The sequence below is a fragment of the Novosphingobium pokkalii genome (assembly GCF_014652855.1).
Taxonomy (GTDB): domain Bacteria; phylum Pseudomonadota; class Alphaproteobacteria; order Sphingomonadales; family Sphingomonadaceae; genus Novosphingobium; species Novosphingobium pokkalii.
Genome location: NZ_BMZP01000018.1, coordinates 28056 through 41955, shown reverse-complemented (window position 1 = coordinate 41955; position 13900 = coordinate 28056). Strand labels below are relative to the sequence as shown.

The window sequence follows — 13900 nt, the reverse complement described above, 5'->3', positions numbered from 1 at the left end:
CTCAAAGCTTGCGCAGGCGCTTGGCTTCCGGCTGGCTCAGCGGTGGGCGCACATAGCGCGGGGCGTAATCGTCGGCCGGCTGCGTGGCCACCGGCTCACGCGCCAGCTTGGGATCGATCTGCTCGACAAAGGCAATGCCGAACCGCGTGTCCTGCACCCAGGCCACGACCCCTTCGACCCAGCCGATATGGCGCAGGTTGGCCTGCAACCGGGTGCCGCGCATCACGCGCAGCGCGCCTTCGGCCATCATCCCGCCGGCCGAGAGATTGCGCACGCGCACGCGATGCTCGCCGTCCTGGCCATCGAGGCGCAGGTCGGCCATCAGGAAAAGGCTGTCACGCCCCAATTGCCGATGGTCGATATCAGTCACCGTCAGGTTCCGTTTCCAGCAAGGATGGCATCGGCCGCAAGCGGCTTGCGCCGAACCAGTCCTTCATGCGCAGCTATCCGTACCGCTGCTGTAAACGATAACGGCAAAGAAATCCTTAAAATCAACCAAGGGCGCCGGAAAAAGCCCGGCTACACGGGGCAACGGCGCTGTCCCGGCGTTTACCGGACCATGCAGACGATGCCCCTGTTGCCCTGCCGCAGAGCCCCCATTCGCCAGGCGGCGCATGGGGGCTGACCGTCACATGTCGCGCGAAATCTTTTCGCGGCGTTCATGGGCTTCCTGCGCTTCCACCGTCATCGTTGCGATCGGGCGGGCGATCAGGCGGCCCAGGCCAATCGGTTCGCCGGTCACTTCGCAAAAGCCGTATTCGCCCTCGTCGATGCGGCGCATGGCCGAATCGATCTTGGCGATCAGCTTGCGCTGGCGGTCGCGGGTGCGCAGTTCGATGCCCCAGTCGGTTTCGCTCGATGCGCGGTCGTTGAGATCGGGTTCACGCAAGGGGCCATCCTGCAAGGCCGAAAGCGTGCCGGCCGAGGCGGAAAGGATGGACTTCTTCCATTCGAGCAGGAGGCGGCGAAAATAATCGAGCTGGGGCTCGCTCATGTAGGGTTCGTCGTCACTCGGAACGTAATCACCCGGCATGGCCCGACGGGCCTTTGCCAACACGTCAATTTCGTCACCCAGAACCCCAGCCATCCGGCCCTCCGTGTTGCGCCTTCCGACCCCGAGGCCGTACCGCGCCGCATTCGGCGCGACCAGCCCCCGGCTTGCCGCGCCTATAGGCAGGCAGGAAAGGGCGCACAAGCACTTCCTCAACACCTTGGCGCATTGCCCCTGAACCGTTGTGAAACAGCGGCATCGGGCTTTGCGCGCAGGGCCGTGCGCACGACGCGCGATCTCGCGATTCATGCTTAACGGTTTGTTGACCTTACTTGGCCAGCTTTTGCCCAGCCGGCCCTGGTGGGTACGGCGGATTCGCAGGGGGAAATGAAGCCATGCCGCACACGCAGCCAAGGATCGCGCCGGTGCCGTCCGCACCGCATCATGCCAGTGCCATGGGGCACACCGCCGCAGAGCGTGCCGACAGCCTGATCGCCGCGTGTCTTGCCGCCGCCGCGCAGGGCGAAAGCCATGCCTATTTCGATCTCGGCGTGGCGTTTTCCACCGGCAGCTATGGCGCCGATTGCGATCTGGTCGAGGCGCACAAGTGGTTCAACCTGGCCGCCGTGGCCGGGCATGACGACGCCGCCCGCGCCCGCGCCGATGTCGCCGAGGAAATGACCGCACGCGAAATCGCCGAAGCCCAGCGCCGCGCCCGCGAATGGCTGCGCAGCGCCGCCCGCCGCGCCGCCTGATCGCAGTCAAATGGGATTTCTGCGGTGCCTCAGGGGTTATCGATAGGCCAGCGGGGTTCCCGCGCCCTGTTGCCCAAATCGATCAGATTGCCGTCGACTGCGCTCGATTTCACAAGGTCCAGGTTGCCTTCGGACGAAACCTTTTCCTCCCAAGGCTGCTCGCTCCAAGCGTCATCGCGATTGCGATAGGCACCATCACGCACCCTTTTCATGCGTCGCCACAACAGCGGCATCGCGATAAATGGAAAGAACACGGCCCCGATCAAAAGAATCCCAAACATTTATCCGATAACCCCGTCCCTAAGGTTGCTCGGACGCAGACTTAGCGGTGGTTTGCCAGCGGCACGAGCGATTGTTGCGCCAAAAGGGACCGTTGCCCGCGCTACCCTTTGCGGAACGGGGTGTGCCCGGCCAGTTCCAACTGGCCCTGGGCGATGCCTTCGCGTTCGCGCTCGAGGAAATCGGCCACCGCCGCGCGAAATCCGGCGTCGGCGATATAGTGCGCCGACCAGGTCTGCACCGGCTCATAGCCGCGCGCCAGCTTGTGCTGCCCTTGTGCGCCGGCCTCCACGCGGCGCAGGCCCATGGCGATGGCCGCGTCGATCGCCTGGTAATAGCACAGCTCGAAGTGCAGGAACGGCTTGTCCACCACCGCGCCCCAATAGCGGCCATAGAGCGTGTCGCGGCCGATGAAGTTGAGCGCGCCGGCCACCGGCTCGCCCTGGTCGAGCGCCAGCACCAGCAGAACCTTGTCGGCCATGCGCTGCCCGATCAGGTCGAACGCGGCACGGGTGAGATAGGGCCTCCCCCACTTGCGCGCGCCGGTATCCTGGTAGAACACCCAGAAAGCATCCCAATGCTCCGGGCGGATGGCGCTGCCGGTCAGGGCCACGATCTCCACCCCGGCCTGCGCCGCCGCGCGTTCCTTGCGCAGGTTCTTGCGCTTGGCCGAAGACAGCGCGCCCAGAAAATCGTCGAAACCGGCATAGCCCCGGTTTTCCCAGTGGAATTGCAGGTCGGCGCGCAGCAGCCAGCCCGCCTCCTCGAACACCGGCAGCTCTTCGGGCACCAGGAACGTGGCATGGGCAGAAGACAGGCCGTTCTGGTCCACCACCGCTTCGGCCGCGCGCAGCAGTGGCAGCGCCAGATCGGGCCGGTCGCCGCACAGCAGGCGCGGGCCACTTGCCGGGGTGAACGGCACGCTGATCTGGAGCTTGGGATAATAGTCCCCGCCGGCGCGCTGCCAGGCATCGGCCCAGGCATGGTCGAACACATATTCGCCCTGGCTGTGCTGCTTGAGATAGGCCGGCAGCGCCGCTGCCGGGCGGCCGGCGGCATCATCGATCACCAGCGGCAACGGCGTCCAGCCGCTGCGCCCGCCGACGCTGCCCGATTCCTCCAGCAGGGCCAGGAAAGCATGGCTGGTAAACGGATCGTCCGGCCCGGCCAGGCGGTCCCAGTCCTCGGCCGCCAGCGCGCCGACCGCACGCTCGACCCGCGCCGTCAGCGCCATGGCGCAGCCAGCCTCACGGCGTGGGCGCAGCGAGCAGCACCGGCCCTTCGGCAATCGGTGCGTCGGCATGGGCGGCGGCCCGCTCCGCGTCGTGCGGCGTGCGCACGGTCCACGTCAGCACCGGCACGCCGCGACGACGCGCCAGCCGCACCACGGGATTGGCAATGTCGGCAATGTCATAGGCGAGAAACTGGGGGCGCGCGCGCCACAGCGCAAGATGCCTCTTGAGGCGGGCCAGCAGGGTGCGGCGCCCGGCCTCGGTCACCACCAGACCATGGACCACATGGGGCGAATAGCGCCGGAACCAGGCCGGCACACGCGGGTCGAAGCTCATCACCGCCACGGGCCCGCGATAGCCCTCGAGCAGGCGGCGCACCGCCAGGCACAACGGCGCGATGCGCAGCCCGGCGCGCGATTTCACTTCGATCAGCAAGGGCACGCGCCCATCGATGCGGTCGAGCAACTGGCGCAAGCCGGGGATCGCTTCGCCCGCGACCGCCTGCCCCTGTTCGTCGAGCAGGCCGATGCCGCCCAGTTCGGCGGCGGTCATTTCGCCCACGCTGCCGGCATGGCCGGTCAGGCGATCGAGCGTCCAGTCGTGAAACACGATCGCCTGGCCATCGCGGCTGCGCTGCACATCACATTCGATGCCAAAGCCGCGCGCGATCGCGGCGTCAGCAGCGGCGAGTGAGTTTTCAGGCACACCGGGGCCATGCAGCCCGCGATGCGCGTAGATCACTTCACGCAACCAACCGGCGCGGGACGCCGCCCGCGCCGGCAGGAGGAAGCGATCAATGAGCGCGAACAGCAAAGACAGCATCGATTTCCACCGCCGCGCCCAACGGCAGCACCGGCACGCCCACCGCGCTGCGGGCATGGCGCCCGGCATCGCCAAACACCGCCTGCATCAGTTCAGACGCGCCATTGGCCACCTTGGGCTGATCGGTGAAATCGCCGGTCGAATTGATGAAGGCGCCCAGCTTGACCACCTGCTCGATCCGGTCGAGCGAGCCCAGCGCCGCCTTGGCCTGCGCCAGCAGCATCAGCGCGCAAGCCTTGGCGGCGGCTGCGCCCTGCTCCAGCGACACGTCCTCGCCCAGGCGCCCGGTCACCAGCTTGCCATCGATGAACGGCAATTGCCCGGAGACATGCAGCAGCCCGCCGGCCAGCACGGTGGGGACATAGGCCGCCACCGGCGCTGCCGCCTGCGGCAGGTCCAGGCCCAGTTCGGCAAGGCGGGCGTCGATCGAAACAGTCATCCGTAAAACTCCAGGGAAGCGAAAGAATCAGGCGGCCTCGTCCAGCCGGGCCAGCAACCACGGCAGGGCATGGTCCCAGGTGTCGATCCGCGCATGGGCATGGCCCGCCTTGTGCGCGCAATCGATGTGCGGGGCGAGCAGGGGTTCGCCGCACAAGTGCAGGCGAAACACCTCGGGCGTCAGTTGCGCGGCGGAATGGTGGTGCTGGGGCAGATCGTCGATGAATACCGCGCGGGTCGGGCGATATTCGTCGAGAATGGCTTTGAGCGCCGGGCCTTTCGGCCCCTGGTTGGTAAAGACCCGCGCCTTGATCCCCACGCCTTCGAGCTGGGCGGTGCGCGCCGCGCGATAGCTGTCACCCAAATTGGTGAGAATCACGAAATCGGCCCGGTCCGCCAGGGCGCCCACCGCATCCACCGCGCCGGCAATCGCCGGCTGCGTGTGCATCTGCGTGTCGAAAAACAGGTCGAGCAGGCGCCAGATTTCGCGCGACTCCACCGCCCTGCCATCGTGGACATAGCGCATGGCCTTGCCGAAATCGTTGCTTTCCATCACGAAATCGATGTCGTGATGGGCTTTGAGCCAGGCCTGGAAGGGCGCGACCATGTGCAGCAGCACTTCATCGCAATCGCTGATCACCAGCGGGCGGGTCATGTCAGTTTCTCCCGTGCGGCGGCCAAGGCCTGGGGGCTTATATCGAGCGCGTCGGCTGCGGCAACAAGATCGGGCTCGTAAGACAGCAGGAAATCCAGCACCCCGCCCAGCACCGCGTTCTGCCCCGCCGGATCGGACAGGCCGCCGCGCAGGGTTTCGGGGGTCAATCCGCTGAGCGCCAGGAAGCGTTCGGCACGCTGCCCGTCACCCAGCACCCAGCCGAGCGCGGCCAGCGCCAGATCCTGTGGATCGGGGACGGGGGACGAAGGTTCGCGGATGATTGTCAGAGCCTTTCGCGGTCAATAGAGCAAGGGCTACGCGGCCGCACCGGCGCGTGTTATAGAGGTGTTCCGTGGCAAAAAGAATTCTGGTTGTCGAGGACAACGACCTCAACCGCAAGCTGTTCTGCGACCTGCTGGTGGCCAACGGCTTTACCGTGGAACCGGTAGCTGACGGGCGCGAGGCACTCGACCGCGCGCGCCAGTTCGTGCCCGGCCTGGTGATCATGGATATCCAGTTGCCCAATATCTCGGGCCTGGAGCTGATCGAGGCGCTGAAAGCCGATCCCGTGCTGCGCCAGATTCCCGTGCTCGCCGTCACCGCCTATGCCGGCAAGGGCGACGAGGAACGCATCCGCGAAGCAGGCGCCGAGGGCTATCTGGCCAAGCCGGTCTCGATCGGCCCGTTCATGCAGGCGGTGATGAAGCTGGTCTAGGCGCGACAGCAACCGCGCATGAAATCCCCATCATCGCCCGTTCAGGCTAGAGGTTCTTACTTGACAGGGCAGGCGACAAGCCGCTTTTCCGCCGCAATGTTCTGGCAGAGGCGCAAGCCCTGCCCCACGGAGATAGAGATACGATGGACCGCGCCGCCACTGCCGCCAAGATCGCCGAGCTGATCGAGCCGTTCAACAAGAAGGGCGTGGCGATCACCGAGGCCACCACCTTTGCCGGCGACCTGGAGTGGGACAGCCTGACGGTGATGGATTTCGTCGCCGCGATCGAGGACGAATTCGACATCATCATCAGCATGAACCAGCAGGCCGAGATCGAAACCTACGGCCAGTTGATCGACGCCGTGACCAAGCTGCAAGGGTAAGCTGCGCTCATGACCGACCTGTTTTCCAAGTTCGACGGCCTGATCGAACAACGCCGCGCGCTGCTCTCCACCGGCGTCACCGATCCGTTCAACCTGGTGATGGAAAAGGTGATCTCGCCCACCGTCGCGGTGTGCAACGGGCGCGAGACGATCCTGCTGGGCACATACAACTACATGGGCATGACGTTCGATCCGGACGTGATCGCGGCGGGCAAGCAGGCGCTCGACGAATTCGGTTCGGGCACCACCGGCAGCCGCGTGCTCAATGGCACCTATGCCGGGCACCGCGCCGTGGAAGACGCGCTCAAGGATTTCTATGGCATGGACCATGCCATGGTGTTTTCCACCGGCTACCAGGCGAACCTGGGCATCATTTCCACGATGGCCGGCAAGGGCGACTACATCGTGCTCGACATCGACAGCCACGCCTCGATCTGGGACGGCTGCAAGATGGGCGACGCTGAAGTCGTGCCGTTCAAGCACAACGATATCGAGGCGATGGAAAAGCGCCTCAAGCGCATTCCCGAAGGCGCGGGCAAGCTGGTCGTGCTCGAAGGCGTCTATTCGATGCTGGGCGACATTGCCCCGCTCAAGGAGATGATCGCGATTGCCAAGGCCCACGGCGCCATGGTGCTGGTGGACGAAGCCCACTCGATGGGCTTCATCGGCCCCAACGGGCGCGGCGTGGCCGAAGACCAGGGTGTGCTCGACCAGGTCGATTTCGTGATCGGCACGTTCTCCAAGTCGGTCGGCACGGTCGGCGGCTTCTGCGTCTCGAACCATCCCAAGTTCGAGATCCTGCGCCTGGTCTGCCGCCCTTACGTGTTCACCGCCTCGCTGCCGCCCAGCGTGGTGCACACCGCCAGCACCTCGATCCGCAAGCTGATGCATGCGGCCGACAAGCGCGCGCACTTGTGGGAAAATTCCAAGACGCTGCACGCCGGGTTGACCAGCCGTGGCTTCAAGCTGGGCACGGAAACCCCGCAAAGCGCGATCATTTCGGTGATCATGCCCGATCTGGAACGCGGCGCGGCGATGTGGGAAGCGCTGCTGCACGAAGGGCTCTATGTGAACCTGGCGCGCCCGCCGGCAACGCCGGCCGGCATGACTCTGCTGCGCTGCTCGCTCTGCGCCGCGCACAGCGCCGAGCAGGTGCAGACGATCATCGGCATGTTTGAACGCGCCGGCAAGGCGGTGGGCATTATCTGATGCGCGCGCGCTTTGTGGTCCTGGCCGGCGCCCTGGCGCTGGCCGCAGCGCCCGCCTGGGCAGCGCAGGCCGGGCAGGCCGCATCACCGGTCGGCGCCGTGCAGGTGGCGGTCACCCCCACCGGGCCGACGGCCATGGTGCCCGAGCCCTGCACGCCCAGCCGCGTCGGTGGCTATGACTGGGGCAACCTGTGCCGCTACCAGAAGGCGGACCGCCAGGTGCCCCAGCCGGTGCGCGCCGTGTTCATCGGCGATTCGATCACCGAATGGTGGCTGACGACCGCGCCGGGCCTGTTTGCCGGCGGCATTGTCGATCGCGGCATTGCCGGGCAGACCAGCCCGCAGATCCTGCTGCGCTTCTATCAGGACGTGGTGCGCCTGCGCCCGCGCGTGGTCCACATCATGTGCGGCACCAACGACGTGGCCGGCAACACCGGCCCGACCAGCCCGGATGAATATGCCGCCAATGTCATGGCCATGGTCGATCTGGCCAAGGCCAACGGCATTGCCGTGGTGCTGGGCAGCGTGTTGCCCGCCGGCGGCTTCAACTGGCGCAGCGAGATGAAGCCGGCCGCGCAGATCGCCGCCCTCAACGCCTGGCTCAAGGATCTCGCCCGCACGCGCGGCCTGGCCTATGCCGATTACTATGGCGCCATGGCCACGCCCGAAGGCGCGATGAAGCCGGGCCTGTCGAGTGACGGGGTCCACCCCAATGCGGCCGGCTATGCCGTGATGGAGCCGATTGCCCGCGCCGCCCTGGCCGAAGCGGAAAAGGCGCGCTGATATGCACTTCTCCTTTTAGGAGCGCCGCAAGATTGGGTCCTGTGAACAAATTCAGCAGCTTGGCGAAAAGCCGAATTGGCAGGGATCGGAAGTCGGCGGGCAAACGGCAGCCACGGCGCATGGTATCAAGCTGAACCCCGGATCAAGTCCGGGGTGACGTGAATAATTAAAACATAAGCACTTTCTTCGTCACCCCGGACTTGATCCGGGGTCCAGCTTTGTTGGGATCGGGCAGCACTACGCCTGTTGCGCATACCCAGGTATTCCAATGCATCCACACCGCCTAGCGATCTGGCCAGACGTAGAACGAGACGCCATCACGTTCTGCTTTGACACCAAGATTCCGGCAGATTTGGCCCGAAATTACATTGCTTTGATCGTGCAACCTAGTAACGATAATCTGTGTCCAGTCGCGCAAGGATTTCTGGGTTCCACCACGCCAATAAACGAGCCAAGGTTCTCCCCAGACACTTAGACGGCCATCTACGCCCATCACGGTCCCGCCATGTTTTGGTGTGACTTCAACGTAGCCATCATAGTCAGCAAAGCTGGCAAGTGGGTGCCCAGTGTGGCCGATTTTGATAGTATGCATATATAACTCCTGGTTTTTGCGGCATCGCAGTAACTAGGATGTTCGGCCAACGTGGCCGCGCACAATGACTGATTTTGTTGCCTACCCCCGCCTTGTCTGCTTAGATCACAGATGGGGCGGCGCAGGGGGCGCCGCGCCTTCCGCGAGGTGCCTCATGCCTTTCCTTCGCCCTCTGGCCCTGCTGACCGGTTCATCGCTGATCGCCACGGCTGCCAACGCCGCAACGGCCCCGGCCGCCGATACCGTGCTGCTCCACGGCCAGATCCACACCATCGACGCGCACGACAGCGTGGCCCAGGCGCTGGCGATCAAGGATGGACGCATCGTCTATGTGGGCGGGGACGCGGGGGCCAAGGCCTTCACCGGCCCGGCGACCCAGACGATCGACCTGAAAGGCGGCGTGGTCATGCCGGGTCTGGTCGACGCGCACATGCACCCGCTGGAAGGCGGATCGGGCCTGCTGGCCTGCGATCTGCAATACAAGCGGCTGACCGTGCCCGAATTCCAGGCCGCGCTCAGCGCCTGCGCGGCCAAGGAAGGAGCGGGCCATGACGGCAAGTGGCTGATCGCAGTGCACTGGTTCCAACAGGAGATGCAGCCTCTCGGCATCGAGATGACCAAGGCCATGCTCGATGCCCTGCCCACGACGCGCCCGGTGGCAGTGTTTTCCTCGTTCGGCCATTCGGCGCTGGTCAACAGCCGCGGCCTGGCCTTGGCCGGGATCGACGCCAAGACGCCCGATCCGGTGGGGGGCGGCATCCACCACGATGCCACGGGCGCGCCCACCGGCCTGCTGGAAGATGCCGCGCAAGACCTGGTGCGCAAGCACGTGCCCGCGCCCACGCCGGAAGACGACGTGGTGGCCGCGCGCGCGGCGCTGGCGGCCATGGCGGCGCAGGGCGTGACCACGTTCCTCGATGCCGATGCCCCGCTCGAATCGATCCGCGCTTTCTCGGTCTTGTCCAAGGCTGGAGAATTGACCGCGCGCGGCCATTTCGCCCCCCACATCGCCCCCGAGGAAGGCCCCGCCCCGGAACCGGCGCTGTTGCGCATCGTCGAATGGCGCCGCACCTATGACCAGGGCGCGGCGCAAGTGCAGCCCACGATCATGGTGCGCACGATCAAGCTCTACATGGACGGGGTGATCACCGCCCCGGCCTTCACCGGGGTGATGCTGGCGCCCTATCTGGAAAACCATGGCACTGCGGAAAAGCCCGACTGGCAACCCGGCACCAACAAGGGGCCTGCCCCCTATTTCCCGCCGCCGGTGCTCGCCCCGCTGCTCGATCGCATCACCGCGCTGGGGTTCGATCCCCACATGCACGCCGATGGCGATGGCGCGGTCCGCATCGCGCTCGATGCCGTGGCAGCCTTGCGCAAGAGCCATCCCGCCCGCGACGTGCGCCCCGCCGTGGCCCATGACGAGATCGTCGATCCGGCCGATTTCCCGCGCTACAAGGCGCTGGGCGTCACCCCGGTGCTGTCGCTGCAATGGGGCAAGCTGGCGGCCGACACGGTGGCCGGCGCCAAGGATTTCCTCGGCCCGAAACGCTATGCCTTCATGGAGCCTTCGGGCCTGCTGGCCAAGGCGGGCGCGCGGATCACGTTCGGCAGCGACTGGCCGGTCGATCCGCTCAACGAATGGTTCGCCCTCAAGGTGGGGGTGACCCGGCGCAACGATCCTTCGGCCGGGCCGGAATACAGCCAGCCGCTGCCCGGCGGACCGCCGCTGACCGTGGCACAGACGGTGCGCGCCGCCACGATCAACGCGGCCTGGTCGCTGCGCGCCGAAGGTCAGGTCGGCAGCCTGGAGCGCGGCAAGTTTGCCGATCTCATCTGGATCGACCGCAACATCTTTGCCGGCGATCCCGATGCCATCGCGCAAACCCGCGTGCTGCTCACCATGGTCGGCGGCAAGGTGGTCTACCGCGCGCCGTGACGGCTTCCCGGCTCAATCGCCCCCTTCAATCTCCGGCGCGATAGATCACCGGGGCAATGTCGGTGAAATTGCCGACATCGCCCATGATCTGCGGCGTGTCCGGGCTGGCCAGCGCGGCATCGACCGCCGCCTGGCTGGCAAAGCGCAGCAGCACGGCGGCTGCCCACGGCTGGTCCCCGGCGGGCAGCAGGACTTCGGCGCCGGTAAAGCCGTGCGCGGTCCACAGGCGCTCCACCAACGGAATATGCGTGGCGGTGTAGTACGCGGCATCGAACCGCGCGCCTTCGTGCTTGGGATAGCTGACGATCAACGTGGCCATGGTCTTGCTCCTGTCATCAGGGGGTGTGGTCGACTTTTTCCGCGTCAGGCACGGCCACGGGCGTGGCCGGCACCAGCGCGCCGCCGGCATCGTGCCAGCCTTCGATGCCTTCGGCCAGCCAGCGCACGCCGGGCACCCCTGCCAGCGCCAGGCGCCGCGCCGCGTTCCAGCTCATCCAGCAATCGGCCCGGCAGAACAGCACGATGGGCGCGGCAGGGTGGGCCTGACGAAACGCCATTGCCCGCGCCAGCAAGGCCCCCCACAGCAGGGGATCGGGTGGAGCCCGGCCGGTTTCGGGAAACCATAGCGCACCGGGAATCGTCGCGTGCGGCGCCGCCAGCGTCCAGCGCCCGCTGGCCGGATCGCGATGCGCGCCTTCGGCCGGCAAGACATCGACGAACAGGGCCGCGCCTGGTGCCAGGCGTCGCGCATCGGCCAGGGCCATCGCCGTGGCCGGCGCCGGATCGCGATCGACCGGCGCGCGAAACGCCGCGTTGCGGTAGCCCTGCGCATCGAACGGCGGCGCCGCCTGCGCCAGGGCCGGCGGGGCGAGCGCCAGCATCAGGCCTGCAAGAAGGGCGCGGCGGCGCATTGCGGTGATCCTCTCCTGCCCATTGGGTCGGGCACACGGCCCGCCCGGTCTTGGTCCATGGTGCAATTGTAGGAAGGGTATCGGCCAGGGCAAATGGTGCCTTGGTATGACACGTCGCGCGTCCCTTCTGCTGGCAGCCCTGCTCGCGCTGTGCAGCCCGGGCCAGGGCCAGGCCACACCGGCCGATCCACTTGGATCGCCGATGTGGGCCAACCATGCCGCCTGGCTGCTGGGCAAGGCGCCGGTCCGGTTCGATCCGGCGGTGATCGTCACCATGCCCGATGTGACGGAAAACCAGCACGTCTTTCCCGTCACTGTCGATGCGCGTGCCCTGCCCAAAGTGCAGCGCATCGTCGTGCTGATGGATCTCAACCCGCTGCCGGTGGCGATCGACTACCAGCCGGAAGGCGCGCTGGCTTACGTCTCGCTGCGTATCAAGCTGGACCAGCGCACCCCGGTGCGCGCCCTGGTGCTGACCGCCGATGGCATCTGGCACGTTGCCGGGCGCTGGGTCGACGCCGCCGGTGGCGGTTGTTCGGCCCCGCCGGTCAGCCGGGTGAAAGGCGATTGGGCCCAGCATCTGGGCGAAATGCGCGGGCGCCTCTGGCCGCAGGCAGACCAGACCCGCCTGCGCGTGACCGTGCGCCACCCGATGGACACCGGCTATGTCGACAATATCGCCGCCTACAATATCGAGAGCTTGCGCCTGCGCGGCGCGGCAGGCCAGGCGTTGGGCACGATGACGATCAATGGCTCGGTGTCGGAAGATCCCGCCTTCACCCTGCTCTTGCCGCCAGGGCTGGGCGGGCCGGTCCAGGTCCACATGGCCGACAGCAACGGCCGCACCTTTGACGGAACCCTGGCGCCATGATCCTGTCCCGCCGCGCCGCGCTCGGCCTGCTCGCCACCGCGCCTGCCATCGCCCCCATGGCCGCCAACGCGGAAACCTTTGCCGGCCGCTATGCCTATGATCCTCAGGCGATCGGGCCGGGCCTGTGGCTGGTGCGCGGCGCGGACGAGGCGATCGCCTTTGGCAATGGCGGCGCCATCGCCAATGCCGCCATTCTCGCCTGCCCGGAAGGCGGGGCGGTGCTGTTCGATTGCGGGCCGTCGCTGCGCTATGCCCAGGGGCTGGCCGCGCTGGCGGAAAAGCTGTGCCACGGCCCGGTGCGCCGCGTGTTCCTCAGCCACCTCCACCCCGATCACGCGCTGGGCACGGCGGCGTTCGATCCGGCCATCGTCGCCGCTCTGCCGGCCACGCGCCGCGAACTGGAGCGCGACGGCAATGGCTTTGCCGATGCGATGTACCGCATCCTGGCCGACTGGATGCGCGGCACCGCCGTCGCCCTGCCCGCCGCCACCGTCGTGCCCGGCCCGATCGAGGTCGGCGGCCGGCGGCTGACCGCCTTGGCGCTGCACGGCCATTCTGATGGCGATCTGGTCCTGGTGGACGAAGCCAGCGGGACGCTGCTGGCCGGTGACCTCGTGTTCCACGATCGCGCCCCGGCCACGCCCGATGCCGATCTGGCCGCCTGGCGCCAGAGCCTAGACGCGCTGCTCGCCCTGCCCCATCGCCAGCTCGTGCCCGGGCATGGCCCGTTCGATCCCACCGGCACGGCCGCCATTGCCCAGACCCGCGACTGGCTCGACTGGCTGGAACCCGCGCTGGACCAGGCCGTCACGCAGGGGCTGGACATGACCGAAGCCGGCATGCTTCCGATACCCGAACGTTTCGCCACCATGAAAATGGCGCGCTACGAGCTGCAACGCAGCGTCGCGCACTTCTATGCCGGGATAGAAGCCCGGCGCCTGCCGCGTATCGACGGAACGGGTTGACCTGACGAGCGGACGGGCCGGCTCAATTGATCGTGATCACGCCATTGACCGCGCGGTATTCCTGCGGGCCGATCAGGTGACGGTGGGCGATGCGCACCGAATGGAGCGCGGCATCGATCTCCCGCCGCCAGTGATCGAGGAAACCGCCCAGGCGCGGAAAGCGTGGGGCAAGATCATATTGCTGGAACGCAAACATCTGGAGCAGCGCCGGGTGATCGGGCATGTAATAATGCACTTCGATCGTGGTCAGGCCATAGCCGGCCAGTTGGCTCAAGAAATCGCTGTCAATTCGCCCAGTATTCGCTTCTCCACGCGCCATGCCATCCCTCCGTGCCAAAAGGGGGCCTGGCCCGACGCAAAG

The 13900-nt window shown here is 66.7% G+C and carries 20 protein-coding genes; 8 read left to right on the top strand and 12 right to left on the bottom strand.

Annotated elements, in window-relative coordinates; translation table 11 throughout:
- Position 1: 1 nt before the first annotated feature.
- Both IE191_RS16545 and dksA read right to left on the bottom strand, forming a co-directional pair.
- Positions 2-370 (bottom strand): PilZ domain-containing protein, encoded by a 369-nt coding sequence (locus tag IE191_RS16545; RefSeq protein ID WP_191325491.1) that lies wholly within the window; start codon positions 368-370, stop codon positions 2-4.
- Between the two features lie 258 nt (positions 371-628).
- Positions 629-1087, bottom strand: coding sequence for an RNA polymerase-binding protein DksA (gene dksA / locus IE191_RS16540; RefSeq protein ID WP_110762856.1), 459 nt, complete (start codon positions 1085-1087; stop codon positions 629-631).
- Between the two features lie 359 nt (positions 1088-1446).
- Between dksA and IE191_RS16535 the strand changes: the two genes are divergently transcribed.
- Positions 1447-1746, top strand: a complete 300-nt coding sequence (locus IE191_RS16535; protein WP_191325537.1) for a hypothetical protein — start codon at positions 1447-1449, stop codon at positions 1744-1746.
- A gap of 29 nt (positions 1747-1775) precedes the next feature.
- Here IE191_RS16535 and IE191_RS16530 read toward each other — a convergent pair whose 3' ends face one another.
- From IE191_RS16530 to IE191_RS16505, 6 genes are all read right to left on the bottom strand, one after another.
- On the bottom strand, positions 1776-2027 hold the full coding sequence (locus IE191_RS16530; RefSeq protein ID WP_191325490.1) for a hypothetical protein: 252 nt from the start codon (positions 2025-2027) through the stop codon (positions 1776-1778).
- A 101-nt stretch (positions 2028-2128) separates the two neighbouring features.
- On the bottom strand, positions 2129-3259 hold the full coding sequence (locus IE191_RS16525; RefSeq protein ID WP_191325489.1) for a GNAT family N-acetyltransferase: 1131 nt from the start codon (positions 3257-3259) through the stop codon (positions 2129-2131).
- Positions 3260-3272: 13 nt separating this feature from the next.
- Positions 3273-4079, bottom strand: coding sequence for a glycerophosphodiester phosphodiesterase family protein (locus tag IE191_RS16520; RefSeq protein ID WP_191325488.1), 807 nt, complete (start codon positions 4077-4079; stop codon positions 3273-3275).
- Positions 4051-4518 carry a RidA family protein gene (locus IE191_RS16515; RefSeq protein ID WP_191325487.1) on the bottom strand — a complete coding sequence of 156 codons (468 nt, stop codon included), beginning with the start codon at positions 4516-4518 and terminating at the stop codon, positions 4051-4053. Before IE191_RS16515 ends, IE191_RS16520 begins: the two co-directional genes overlap by 29 nt.
- A 27-nt stretch (positions 4519-4545) precedes the next feature.
- Positions 4546-5172, bottom strand: coding sequence for an HAD family hydrolase (locus tag IE191_RS16510; RefSeq protein WP_191325486.1), 627 nt, complete (start codon positions 5170-5172; stop codon positions 4546-4548).
- Positions 5169-5411, bottom strand: coding sequence for a DUF3572 domain-containing protein (locus tag IE191_RS16505; protein ID WP_191325536.1), 243 nt, complete (start codon positions 5409-5411; stop codon positions 5169-5171). The genes IE191_RS16510 and IE191_RS16505 overlap by 4 nt, the downstream gene beginning before the upstream one ends.
- Positions 5412-5524: 113 nt before the next feature.
- On the opposite strand from IE191_RS16505, the gene IE191_RS16500 reads away from it, so the two are divergent.
- The 4 genes from IE191_RS16500 to IE191_RS16485 all read left to right on the top strand — a co-directional run bounded on the left by IE191_RS16500 (position 5525) and on the right by IE191_RS16485 (position 8261).
- A complete protein-coding gene (locus tag IE191_RS16500; protein WP_168556037.1) occupies positions 5525-5887 on the top strand; it encodes a response regulator in 363 nt (120 codons plus the stop codon).
- A gap of 143 nt (positions 5888-6030) precedes the next feature.
- A complete protein-coding gene (locus IE191_RS16495) occupies positions 6031-6270 on the top strand; it encodes an acyl carrier protein (protein ID WP_191325485.1) in 240 nt (79 codons plus the stop codon).
- Positions 6271-6279: 9 nt separating this feature from the next.
- Positions 6280-7479, top strand: coding sequence for a serine palmitoyltransferase (gene spt, locus IE191_RS16490; protein ID WP_191325484.1), 1200 nt, complete (start codon positions 6280-6282; stop codon positions 7477-7479).
- On the top strand, positions 7479-8261 hold the full coding sequence (locus tag IE191_RS16485; RefSeq protein WP_191325483.1) for an SGNH/GDSL hydrolase family protein: 783 nt from the start codon (positions 7479-7481) through the stop codon (positions 8259-8261). The genes spt and IE191_RS16485 overlap by 1 nt, the downstream gene beginning before the upstream one ends.
- 283 nt (positions 8262-8544) lie before the next feature.
- Here IE191_RS16485 and IE191_RS16480 read toward each other — a convergent pair whose 3' ends face one another.
- Positions 8545-8853 carry a hypothetical protein gene (locus IE191_RS16480; RefSeq protein ID WP_191325482.1) on the bottom strand — a complete coding sequence of 103 codons (309 nt, stop codon included), beginning with the start codon at positions 8851-8853 and terminating at the stop codon, positions 8545-8547.
- A 154-nt stretch (positions 8854-9007) separates the two neighbouring features.
- Here IE191_RS16480 and IE191_RS16475 point away from each other — a divergent pair, with 154 nt between their 5' ends.
- Positions 9008-10792 carry an amidohydrolase gene (locus tag IE191_RS16475; protein ID WP_191325481.1) on the top strand — a complete coding sequence of 595 codons (1785 nt, stop codon included), beginning with the start codon at positions 9008-9010 and terminating at the stop codon, positions 10790-10792.
- Positions 10793-10817: 25 nt separating this feature from the next.
- On the opposite strand, the gene IE191_RS16470 is transcribed toward IE191_RS16475, so the two are convergent.
- Together IE191_RS16470 and IE191_RS16465 are read right to left on the bottom strand one after the other, a co-directional pair.
- The gene (locus tag IE191_RS16470) at positions 10818-11111 is read right to left on the bottom strand and encodes an EthD family reductase (RefSeq protein ID WP_191325480.1); all 294 of its coding nucleotides are present in this window, start codon (positions 11109-11111) and stop codon (positions 10818-10820) included.
- A gap of 16 nt (positions 11112-11127) precedes the next feature.
- Positions 11128-11703: a rhodanese-like domain-containing protein gene (locus tag IE191_RS16465; protein ID WP_191325479.1), complete on the bottom strand. Its 576-nt coding sequence runs from the start codon at positions 11701-11703 to the stop codon at positions 11128-11130.
- Between the two features lie 106 nt (positions 11704-11809).
- Between IE191_RS16465 and IE191_RS16460 the strand changes: the two genes are divergently transcribed.
- The gene (locus IE191_RS16460) at positions 11810-12574 is read left to right on the top strand and encodes a quinoprotein dehydrogenase-associated SoxYZ-like carrier (RefSeq protein ID WP_191325478.1); all 765 of its coding nucleotides are present in this window, start codon (positions 11810-11812) and stop codon (positions 12572-12574) included.
- Positions 12571-13539: a quinoprotein relay system zinc metallohydrolase 1 gene (locus IE191_RS16455; protein ID WP_191325477.1), complete on the top strand. Its 969-nt coding sequence runs from the start codon at positions 12571-12573 to the stop codon at positions 13537-13539. The genes IE191_RS16460 and IE191_RS16455 overlap by 4 nt, the downstream gene beginning before the upstream one ends.
- A gap of 22 nt (positions 13540-13561) precedes the next feature.
- Here IE191_RS16455 and IE191_RS16450 read toward each other — a convergent pair whose 3' ends face one another.
- The gene (locus IE191_RS16450; RefSeq protein ID WP_191325476.1) at positions 13562-13858 is read right to left on the bottom strand and encodes an usg protein; all 297 of its coding nucleotides are present in this window, start codon (positions 13856-13858) and stop codon (positions 13562-13564) included.
- Positions 13859-13900 lie beyond the last annotated feature (42 nt).

What these genes read in the sequence shown, in the direction of transcription:
- spt (WP_191325484.1), top strand. Translation starts at nt 6,280, where the DNA reads ATGACCGACCTGTTTTCCAAGTTCGACGGCCTGATCGAACAACGCCGC.
- IE191_RS16535 (WP_191325537.1), top strand. Translation starts at nt 1,447, where the DNA reads ATGGGGCACACCGCCGCAGAGCGTGCCGACAGCCTGATCGCCGCGTGT.
- IE191_RS16470 (WP_191325480.1), bottom strand. Translation starts at nt 11,111, where the DNA reads ATGGCCACGTTGATCGTCAGCTATCCCAAGCACGAAGGCGCGCGGTTC.
- IE191_RS16460 (WP_191325478.1), top strand. Translation starts at nt 11,810, where the DNA reads ATGACACGTCGCGCGTCCCTTCTGCTGGCAGCCCTGCTCGCGCTGTGC.
- IE191_RS16465 (WP_191325479.1), bottom strand. Translation starts at nt 11,703, where the DNA reads ATGCGCCGCCGCGCCCTTCTTGCAGGCCTGATGCTGGCGCTCGCCCCG.
- IE191_RS16480 (WP_191325482.1), bottom strand. Translation starts at nt 8,853, where the DNA reads ATGCATACTATCAAAATCGGCCACACTGGGCACCCACTTGCCAGCTTT.
- IE191_RS16455 (WP_191325477.1), top strand. Translation starts at nt 12,571, where the DNA reads ATGATCCTGTCCCGCCGCGCCGCGCTCGGCCTGCTCGCCACCGCGCCT.
- IE191_RS16495 (WP_191325485.1), top strand. Translation starts at nt 6,031, where the DNA reads ATGGACCGCGCCGCCACTGCCGCCAAGATCGCCGAGCTGATCGAGCCG.
- IE191_RS16485 (WP_191325483.1), top strand. Translation starts at nt 7,479, where the DNA reads ATGCGCGCGCGCTTTGTGGTCCTGGCCGGCGCCCTGGCGCTGGCCGCA.
- IE191_RS16475 (WP_191325481.1), top strand. Translation starts at nt 9,008, where the DNA reads ATGCCTTTCCTTCGCCCTCTGGCCCTGCTGACCGGTTCATCGCTGATC.
- IE191_RS16520 (WP_191325488.1), bottom strand. Translation starts at nt 4,079, where the DNA reads ATGCTGTCTTTGCTGTTCGCGCTCATTGATCGCTTCCTCCTGCCGGCG.
- IE191_RS16450 (WP_191325476.1), bottom strand. Translation starts at nt 13,858, where the DNA reads ATGGCGCGTGGAGAAGCGAATACTGGGCGAATTGACAGCGATTTCTTG.
- IE191_RS16510 (WP_191325486.1), bottom strand. Translation starts at nt 5,172, where the DNA reads ATGACCCGCCCGCTGGTGATCAGCGATTGCGATGAAGTGCTGCTGCAC.
- dksA (WP_110762856.1), bottom strand. Translation starts at nt 1,087, where the DNA reads ATGGCTGGGGTTCTGGGTGACGAAATTGACGTGTTGGCAAAGGCCCGT.
- IE191_RS16530 (WP_191325490.1), bottom strand. Translation starts at nt 2,027, where the DNA reads ATGTTTGGGATTCTTTTGATCGGGGCCGTGTTCTTTCCATTTATCGCG.
- IE191_RS16515 (WP_191325487.1), bottom strand. Translation starts at nt 4,518, where the DNA reads ATGACTGTTTCGATCGACGCCCGCCTTGCCGAACTGGGCCTGGACCTG.
- IE191_RS16525 (WP_191325489.1), bottom strand. Translation starts at nt 3,259, where the DNA reads ATGGCGCTGACGGCGCGGGTCGAGCGTGCGGTCGGCGCGCTGGCGGCC.